Raw genomic sequence first — 7,168 nt, forward strand, 5'->3', positions numbered from 1 at the left:
CCCCCACACACCGCGCAGCCTCCACGTCCCGCACGACCGCCCCATCCCGCTCGCACGCCGCCGTCATGCCCACCGCCGTCATGCCCGCCGCCACGACCAGGCCCGGTAGAACCAGCTCACCAACCCGTTCGGATCCCGCGCCAGCCCCGCCGCCGCCACCCCGAGCAGTACCACCGCCACCCCCGCGAACGCCGGGAACCCGCTCTGCAGCACGGGAAGCAGCATCAGCAGCACCCCGCCGAGCAGCGCGCCGGACACCGACGTCACCCCGGCGATCACGGCGAACAGCAGCAGCGGCAGGTTGTTGAACAGCTGGAAGTCGCTGGCCGCAACGGTTTCCCGCAGCTGCGCGAACAACCCGCCGGCCAGGCCCGCGATCGCCGCCGACAGCGCGAACACGCCGACCCGGATCCACCGCACGTTCATCCCGAGCGTCGCGCACGCCGCCGAGCTGTCCTTCACCGCGATCATCCGCCGCCCGAGCCGGCCGCGCCTGATGGCCAGCACCCCGGCCCCGACCAGCGCGAACACCACCCCCGCGAGCACCAGCTGAGCCGCGGCGGACGACACCAGCCGGGGCACCTCCAGGCTGCCGCGCACCCCGAACGCGATCGGCGACTGCAGCACGAGCTTGTCCATCAGCTGCGCGAACCCCAGGGTGGCCAGCGCCAGGTAGAGGCCGCTGACCCGCAGCACCGTCAACGCGATCAACGCCCCGACCGCCGCCGACACCAGGGCCGCCAGCAGCAACGTCACCGGCGACGTGCCGAGCCGCGCCACCACCACCGCACCCACGCCGACGAACGTGAACTGCCCCAGCGACACCACTCCCCCGTAGCCGGTGAGCAGCACCATCGACAGCAGCACGATCCCGAACACCAGCCCCAGCGCCAGCTGCCCGGCCACCACCCCGTCGGTCAGCAACGCCAGCGCGACCACCACACCGGCGAACCCCACCGCCGCGACCGCGGTCGGCACGCCGCCCGGCACCGCGAGCCCACGTGATCCGCGCACCCCGCCGATCCGCAACGGCGACTGCGGCATCGCCAGCAGCACCACGAACAGCAGCAGCGCCGGGATGGCCGCGCGGAACGAGATCCAGAACGGCGACGACGGCAGGTACGCCACCGCGTACGACTGCACGAGCCCGAGTCCCAGCGCCCCTGCGAACGTCCACGGCAGACTCCGCAGCCTCCCCACCAGAGCGGCCGTGTAGGCGGTGATCACCAGCAACGTCATCGTCACGTAGTCCAGCTGCACCACCGGTGTCAGCAGGATGCCGCCCAGCGCCGCGAGCGCCGACCCGATCGCCCAGCTCAGCGCCGACAACCGGTGCGGCCGCGCCCCGTACAGCGCCGCCAGCTCCGGCGCGTCCACGCACGCCCGCATCGCGAGGCCGGTCCGCGTCCGGTTCAGCAGCAGGTACAGCCCGCCGGCCACCAGCACCGCCGACGCCAGCGTGACCAGGTCGTGGCCGCTGACGAACGACTGTCCGATGTGGACGCCGTACTCGGCGAGGAACGGCCGCACCGGGCGGGCCTGCGGCGGCCAGACCACCTGCGCCACCCCGATCAGCCCGACCAGCACGCCCACTCCGGCGACGAGCGTGATGCCGACCGGCGCGCCCGCGAGCCGGCGCATGACGAACCGTTCGACCACCAGCCCGAACAGTGGCGCGCACCCGCCGACCACGACCAGCAGCGCGAGCCACTGCGGCAGCCCGCGGTTCTCGGCCAGCTCCCAGTACAGGAACGCCATGACCATGCCGATCGCGCCGTGGCCGACGTTGAACACCTTCGACGTGCTGTAGGTGAGCACCAGCCCGCCGGCGACGACCGCGTACGCGCCGCCGGTGACCAGGCCGAAGACGGTGTAGGCCAGCAGTGCCGTCATCCGCCGACCCCCGTGTCGATCAACGCGCCGCACGAGTACCCGGACGCCGGCGCGAGCCTGCTCCACGTCCCGCCCTTGAGCCGCACCAGCGTCATGCAGGCCGACGTCCGCTTCCCGCCGACGTCCTGCGGCGCGACCATCCCCTCCGCGGTGAACTCGCGCACGCCGCGCACCTGGTCCAGCACCGCCTTGCGGGTCAGCTGCGGCCCGACCTTCGCCGCGCTCGTCACGAACAACCGCGCCGCCGCCCACGCGAACATGCCGAAGTACGACGGCGCCGCACCGGGGGCGATCCGGCCCAGCCACTGCCGGTAGAGCGCGACCTGGGCGTTGTTCTCCTCTAACAACGCGCCGTTGGTGTAGACGACCGTCCCGTCGACCGCCGCGCCACCCTGCCGGATGTACTGCGGGTCGTAGGCGCTCGGGTCCGTGATGAACGCCTCCGGCGTGTACCCCTGCTGCCGCATGGCCTGCTGCAGCCGCACCGCGTACTGCGCCGACCCGATCCAGTAGACGATCTTGGCGCCGGTCTCCTTGAGCTTCGCCACGTACGGCGCGTAGTTGACGTCCGCGATGTCGATGGCCTGCGAGTAGACGAACTTGATCCCGCGCTGCTCGGCCGCCTTCTGCATGCTGCGGGCGTTCTGGGAGCTGGCGTCGACGTTCAGGTAGAGGTAGGCGGCGCTGCCGATCGCGCCGGGGAAGGCCGACTTCACCAGGTCCGGCCCGGCCGACGACACGAGGTTCACGACGTTGGACGCGGCCCCGAAGCTCACCGGCACCCGCTGCCGCTGCACCGTGACCGTGGAGGCGCGCAGGTCGGGGATGCCGCAGTTCGTCGCCGCCGGCCCGCCGCCCTGGTCGAACCCCGACATCGACCCCACGAGCGCGAACGCCTGCTCGCACGCCTGCGCCGTCGCCTGCTGGTCACCGCCGCTGTCGGTGCGCGAGTCGAACGACACCAGCTTCAGCTTGCGGCCGCAGATCGCGCCCTGGGTGGCGTTGAAGTACTCGACGAACGCCTTGGTCGCCTGCTGCGCGGACTGGAAGATCCCCGGCACCGGCCCGCTGATGTCGGAGATGTTGGCGATCGTGATCTCACCGGCCGTGACGCCCTTGTCCGTCGCGCCACCGGTCCCCTGGCACCCGCCGGCGATGCTGCCCGGCGGGTTCGGCTGCTGGTTCGGCTGCTGCGGGTTGTTGTTCTGCTCTTGGCCCGCAACGCCCTCGGTGCCCGGCACCGCACCGTTGTCCCCGACAGCGGCGTCCTCGCCGGGACCGACGCCGGTCCCGGCGCGCGGCGCGACGAGTGCCGCGCGCTGCTCGTCGGTGATCCTGCTGCCGCAGCCCGCGACCAACACGCACGTCGCCAGCACGATCAGCGCAGCCCTGGGTCGCATGCGGTCGAACGCTAGGACCCTGCATCGGTCCAGAGGCCCCGTCGCACCGGCCGATTCACCCGTGTGGCGGACCGGATTTCTAGAACGTGTTCTACTTAGTGTCGATCACGAGCGATACGGATAGAAGTTCAGCTCAGAACCACCAAAGCGGATCCAAGAGGACTCGCGAGACAACAATTGCTACAACGTGTTCTCACGACCAGGAAGATCAATCCGCAGCGCGCAGCACGGATGCCCCTACCTGCTCAACGAGCCAGGCGGCCCGGACGTGACGCCTCAGCTCACGACGGCGGCAGCAGCTCCGGCCACCGCGGCCGGACCACATCGCCCGACGACTGCCCGCGCAGCCGCCGCACCACCCACGGCACCACGTGCTCGCGCGCCCACCGCAGGTCCTCCGCCCGCCGCACCCGCCGGTCCACCAGCGGCGCGATGTCCAGCACGGTCCGCTGCAACGCGTGCGGCACGCCGAGTCCCTCCAGCACTGAGATCGCGACCTCCCGGTGCCCGAGCGCGTTCAGGTGCAGCCGGTCCACCGACCACATGCGCCGGTCCCGCAGCTGCCGCATCGACCACATGTCGACCAGCACGCACGAGTGCTCGGCGGCGATCGCGCGCACGTGCTCGTTGTAGATGGCCACCCGCCCGCGCATTCTGCGGAACACCGGGTCGTCCGCGCCGTCGACGCCGGTGAACAGGACCACGCGCGCGCCCGCGACGGTCAGCCGCGCCACGGCGGCCCGGTACCGGCGCATCAGCGCGTCGATGTCCACCTTCGGGCGCATCAGGTCGTTCCCGCCCGCGTACAGCGACACCAGGTCCGGTTTCATCGCGAGCGCGCGCTCGAGCTGTTCGGTCAACACCTGCGGCAGCAGCCGGCCGCGCACGGCGAGGTTGGCGTAGGCGAACTCCGGGTCCATCGCCCCCAGCACCTCGGCCACGCGATCCGCCCAGCCCCGCACACCGTTCGGCCTGCCGGCGTCGTCGTCGCCCACTCCCTCGGTGAACGAGTCCCCCAACGCCACAAAACGCTTGCTCATGGCGTCCACGGTAGGTCGGCCGTCCGGAGCCGGGTTGCGCGGGGTTCGGTAACGGTTCGATAACGCAGGGGTCTCGAACTGAGGCGCACTCCCCGCGTGGGCCGTACTCCAGTTCGTGCGACTCCCCATGGACCTGGCGATGCCGACGCGACTGCTGGTCGCGCTGGCCGGCTGTGCGCTGGCCGCGCTGCTCAGCACCGGGAGCGCGATCGGCCAGCCCGCCGCCCCCTCCACCCCCATCTCCACGCCGCCGCCCGGCAGCGGCGGAACGGGCGACGAGGTCGTGCAGACGCAGTGGGGACCGCTCGGCCCGGCCGACCGGGACTTCCTGAACCGGGTGAAGCAAGCCGGGCTCTGGGAGAAGCCCGCCGGCGACAAGGGCAAGGCCAAACGGCCGGACCAGCCGAAGATCCAGGAGGCCTGCAAGCACCTCATCGAGGGCCACACGCTGCTGGACAACGTGGTGAACAGGGCGGGCGTGCTGCTCGGCCACACGTTGCCCACCGAGGCCACCGACGAGCAGAAGGGCTGGCTCGCCGAGATGGACGCGGCGAACGGCGACGAGTTCGACGCCGTCTTCGCCAACCGGCTCCGCGCGGCGCACGGCAAGGTCTACGCCTACGCCGCGCAGATCCGGGCCGGCACCAAGAACGAGCTCGTCCGCATCCTCTCCACCCAGGCGATGATCACCGTCTTCGACCACATGAAGGTGCTCGAAGAGACCGGTCGCGTCGACTTTGCCGGCCTGGAGTCACCGAAACCGCTCGCCGCACCGACGGCCGCCTCCGGAACCCCGGAACCGACCGGGGCCGCGCCCGACTCCGACACCGCGGCCAACCCGACCGACGGGGTGATCCCGACGGTGCCGGAGGGCACGAAGTTCACGCGCACCGCGGAAAAGGGCGTGTTCGGTGACAACAACGGCGTCTTCTTCGGCGCCATCGCGGTTCTCGCTCTGGCACTGGTCGGAATGCGAATGATCTCCCGGTCGAAGAAGAAGACCACCCGTCGGAAATCTCGCACCTACTGACCGCACACCGAGTACCACTCGAACGACACGGCTCACAGCCGTCGCTTCACCATGCCGTTTTACCGGACAACCACGAGGTGGCAAATGGCTTTTCACCGGAGGAAATCCACGATCTGGCTGACCGCCGCCGCAGCGGCGATGGCCCTGGTCGCCGGCGGTGCCGCGGTGGTGGCCATCAGTTCTTCTGATGGCGCCGCGCTCGCCGACGGTGCGGACAAGTCGCAGTTCGTCGACATCACCAAGGTGAAGCCGAACGTCAAAAAACCAAAACCGGAGAACGACGCCACCACGGGCACGTTCACGGTCGACTGCGGCCGGAACGAGAACGGGCACTTCAACCCGGACAACTTCATCGCGCAGCCCGGCGTCCGCAACGGCGCCCAGCACCTGCACGACTACGTCGGCAACCTCTCCACGAACGCGGACTCGAACAACAAGTCGCTCGCGAAGGCCGGCACGACCTGCAAGAACGGCGACAAGTCGGCCTACTTCTGGCCCGTCGTGCGCATCAACGACGGCGAGGAGGGCGAGGAGAAGGCCCCGCCGAAGAAGGACGACAAGGCCCAGCAGGACAAGGACAAGGCCGACAAGGCCGCCGCCCGCCTCGACTGCCCCGACGTCGCCTCCCTGCTCGGCGAGGACGTGCCGGACGCCGCCCAGGCCGAGATCGACCGCGAGCTGGAGAACATCGACAAGGTCACCGACGAGGCCGAGAAGAAGCTCGAACAGACCAAGCCCCAGGACGTCACCAACGTGGTGGTCGGCCCGACCCGCGAGAAGCGCGCCGCCATCCTGAACCGGATGATGCTGGCGTTCAGCCGCCAGGGCAAGCAGGCCCCCGACCTGAACCCGGCCGCCGCCTGCGCCGTGAAGGACCAGAACAACCCCGGCGTCGACAACGGCGACGAGAACAGCGACAACGCCCAGGCCGAAGGCGTGGAGAACAAGAAGAACCAGAACAACCCCGAGGAGAACGCCGACAACGAGCTCCCCGGCAACGAGGGCGCGATCCAGCGCCCGGCCGTCGCGGAGCTCACCTTCCGCGGCTCCCCCACCGGCAAGGTCGTGGCGATGCCCAAGTTCCTCCGCATCCTCTACGGCGACGCCAAGGTCTCCACCAACGGCACCAAGAACGCCAAGAACTCCTGGACCTGCACCGGCTTCGAGGACAAGGTGCTGATCAACAAGTACCCGATCTGCCCGCAGGGCTCGAAGGTCAAGCGCATCCACGACTTCCCGAGCTGCTGGGACGGCAAGAACATCGACTCCGCGAAGCACCGCGAACACATCGTGTTCCCCGACCAGAACGGCAAGTGCCCCAAGAACTTCAAGGCCGTCCCCCAGCTGCGGATCTCCCTGACCTACAACATCCCGCAGGAGATCCAGAAGGCGGGCCGGTACGCGGTCGACGCGTTCCCGGAGGAGGAGCACAACCCCTTCTCCGACCACGACGACTTCGCGAACGTGATGTCGCAGAAGATCATGAACCGCCTGGTGAACTGCGTGAACTCCGGCAAGAAGTGCCGCGAGTGACGCTGCCGCAACCCCGCTGGTTCCGCTCTTCCCGCTGGTTCCGCTAGGCCGAACTTCCCCCGGTGCACCTCCCGCGCACCGGGGGATTTTCTGTGCCCGCTCGGGGTTCCGCGACCGAGACAACCCCTCCCTCACCTCAGGCTTTCCACACCCGTCGAGCGAAGCGAGGCGTTTCTACCTTCCCTTGACGGGTAGCGGTATCAAGCCCGTGGTCTTGCGATTGGGGCTTGACTTTGAGGGCGGGGCGATATCCTGGTAGGGATCGGCCGGGC

5 protein-coding genes are annotated in these 7,168 nt (G+C 69.8%); 2 read left to right on the forward strand and 3 right to left on the reverse strand.

The features are described 5' to 3' along the window. Positions 1-78: 78 nt before the first annotated feature. The 3 genes from ADL03_RS43605 to ADL03_RS43615 all read right to left on the reverse strand — a co-directional run bounded on the left by ADL03_RS43605 (position 79) and on the right by ADL03_RS43615 (position 4,333). Positions 79-1,893, reverse strand: coding sequence for an ABC transporter permease (locus tag ADL03_RS43605; RefSeq protein WP_053739549.1), 1,815 nt, complete (start codon positions 1,891-1,893; stop codon positions 79-81). After that, the gene (locus ADL03_RS43610; RefSeq protein ID WP_053739550.1) at positions 1,890-3,293 is read right to left on the reverse strand and encodes an ABC transporter substrate-binding protein; all 1,404 of its coding nucleotides are present in this window, start codon (positions 3,291-3,293) and stop codon (positions 1,890-1,892) included. The genes ADL03_RS43605 and ADL03_RS43610 overlap by 4 nt, the downstream gene beginning before the upstream one ends. Before the next feature lie 281 nt (positions 3,294-3,574). Next, positions 3,575-4,333 (reverse strand): SGNH/GDSL hydrolase family protein, encoded by a 759-nt coding sequence (locus tag ADL03_RS43615; protein WP_157529786.1) that lies wholly within the window; start codon positions 4,331-4,333, stop codon positions 3,575-3,577. A 139-nt stretch (positions 4,334-4,472) separates the two neighbouring features. On the opposite strand from ADL03_RS43615, the gene ADL03_RS43620 reads away from it, so the two are divergent. Further along, positions 4,473-5,363, forward strand: a complete 891-nt coding sequence (locus tag ADL03_RS43620; protein WP_197289170.1) for a DUF4142 domain-containing protein — start codon at positions 4,473-4,475, stop codon at positions 5,361-5,363. Between the two features lie 84 nt (positions 5,364-5,447). Continuing rightward, positions 5,448-6,896, forward strand: a complete 1,449-nt coding sequence (locus ADL03_RS43625) for a DUF1996 domain-containing protein (protein ID WP_053739553.1) — start codon at positions 5,448-5,450, stop codon at positions 6,894-6,896. The last annotated feature ends 272 nt before the right edge of the window (positions 6,897-7,168 follow it).

Origin of the sequence: Nocardia sp. NRRL S-836 (assembly GCF_001279525.1) — a bacterium.
Taxonomy (GTDB): Bacteria; Actinomycetota; Actinomycetes; order Mycobacteriales; family Pseudonocardiaceae; genus Lentzea.

Coding starts and splice junctions, on each gene's coding strand:
- ADL03_RS43605 (WP_053739549.1), bottom strand. CDS start 1,893: ATGACGGCACTGCTGGCCTACACCGTCTTCGGCCTGGTCACCGGCGGC.
- ADL03_RS43610 (WP_053739550.1), bottom strand. CDS start 3,293: ATGCGACCCAGGGCTGCGCTGATCGTGCTGGCGACGTGCGTGTTGGTC.
- ADL03_RS43615 (WP_157529786.1), bottom strand. CDS start 4,333: ATGAGCAAGCGTTTTGTGGCGTTGGGGGACTCGTTCACCGAGGGAGTG.
- ADL03_RS43620 (WP_197289170.1), top strand. CDS start 4,473: ATGCCGACGCGACTGCTGGTCGCGCTGGCCGGCTGTGCGCTGGCCGCG.
- ADL03_RS43625 (WP_053739553.1), top strand. CDS start 5,448: ATGGCTTTTCACCGGAGGAAATCCACGATCTGGCTGACCGCCGCCGCA.